Source organism: Streptomyces fumanus (assembly GCF_014655295.1).
GTDB lineage: Bacteria > Actinomycetota > Actinomycetes > Streptomycetales > Streptomycetaceae > Streptomyces > Streptomyces fumanus.
The window spans coordinates 1-1,352 of the sequence record NZ_BNBI01000037.1; the positions used below are offsets into that span (position 1 = coordinate 1).

Sequence of the window (1,352 nt, forward strand, 5' to 3'; positions counted from 1 at the left end):
AGGAGGTCGAGCTGTCCTGGAAGATCCTCGACCCGATCGAGGAGTACTGGGACAAGAACGGCACCCCGGCCCAGTACCCGGCCGGGACCTGGGGCCCGGCCGAGGCGGACCAGATGCTGGAGCGAGACGGACGGAGCTGGCGCCGGCCATGAAGATCGAGCTGACCGACACGACGGCGGGCGCCGTCGCACGCGCCCTCGTGGAGGGCCGCCGGGCCATCGGCACCCCCGCTGTGGGCATGGTCCTGACGATGGTCGTCGTCACCGACGAGGAGAACGCCTACGACGCGGTCAAAGCCGCCGGGGACGCCTCGCGGGAGCACCCCTCGCGGACCCTGGTGGTCATCGGACGGCAGGGCCGGAGGACCCATGACCGGCCACGTCCCCGGCTGGACGCGGAAGTCCGCCTGGGGGCGGAAGCCGGTACGGGTGAGACGGTCGTCCTGCGCATGTACGGCGAGGTCTCGGAGCACGCCGACTCGGTGGTGCTGCCGCTGCTGCTCCCCGACGCGCCGGTGGTCGTGTGGTGGCCGGTGGACGCCCCGGACAACCCCGCCAAGGACCCGCTGGGCGCGCTCGCCCAGCGCCGGATCACCGACCTGTACGCGGTCGGGAACCCGATGGAGACCCTCGGCAAGCGGGTGCGCGGCTACGCGCCCGGCGACACCGACCTCGCCTGGACCCGGCTGACGCCGTGGCGCTCCATGCTGGCCGCCGCCCTGGATCAGGCCCGGGTGAAGGTCACCGCCGCGGTCGTGGAGGCCGAGGCCGACAACCCGGCCGCCGAACTCCTCGCCCGCTGGCTGGAGGCCCGCCTCGGCGTCCGCGCCGACCGCCGGGTCAGCGGCGGCCCCGCCGTCACCACCGTCCGCCTGGACACCGCCGCCGGCGAGATCGTCATCGACCGGCCCGAGGGCCCGGTGGCCACCCTGACCCTGCCCGACCAGCCGCCGCGCCCCCTGGCGCTGAAGGTGCGTTCCACCGCGGAACTCATCGCCGAGGAGCTGCGGCGCCTCGACGCGGACGAGATGTACGCCATCGCCCTCACCGGCCACGGCCCCCACCGGACCCACTGAGACACGGTCTCGGAGAAGGAAGCAATCATGCGGATCGGTCTCATCGGTCTAGGCAAGATGGGCGGCAACATGCGCGAGCGTCTGCGCAACGCCGGCCATGACGTCATCGGTTACGACACCAACCCCGAACTGTCCGACGCGGACAGCCTCGCCGACCTCGTGGACCGTCTCGAAGGACCCCGCGCGGTGTGGGTGATGGTCCCGGCCGGCGGCCCCACCCAGGCCGTCATCGACCAGCTCGCCACCCTGCTCAAGCCCCGGGACATCGTCGTGGACG

2 protein-coding genes and 1 pseudogene are annotated in these 1,352 nt (G+C 72.9%); all 3 read left to right on the forward strand.

Annotation, left to right across the window (positions count from 1 at the left end; genetic code table 11):
* Positions 1 to 152: pseudogene (locus tag IE316_RS35170) on the forward strand (glucose-6-phosphate dehydrogenase); the annotation flags it as partial.
* Complete coding sequence (gene opcA, locus IE316_RS35175; protein ID WP_190208636.1) at positions 149 to 1,075, forward strand: glucose-6-phosphate dehydrogenase assembly protein OpcA; 927 nt, start codon at positions 149 to 151, stop codon at positions 1,073 to 1,075. The pseudogene IE316_RS35170 and the gene opcA, both read left to right, overlap by 4 nt.
* Before the next feature lie 27 nt (positions 1,076 to 1,102).
* Positions 1,103 to 1,352 (forward strand): NAD(P)-binding domain-containing protein (locus IE316_RS35180; RefSeq protein ID WP_190208637.1); only part of this gene is annotated, 250 nt, incomplete at its 3' end.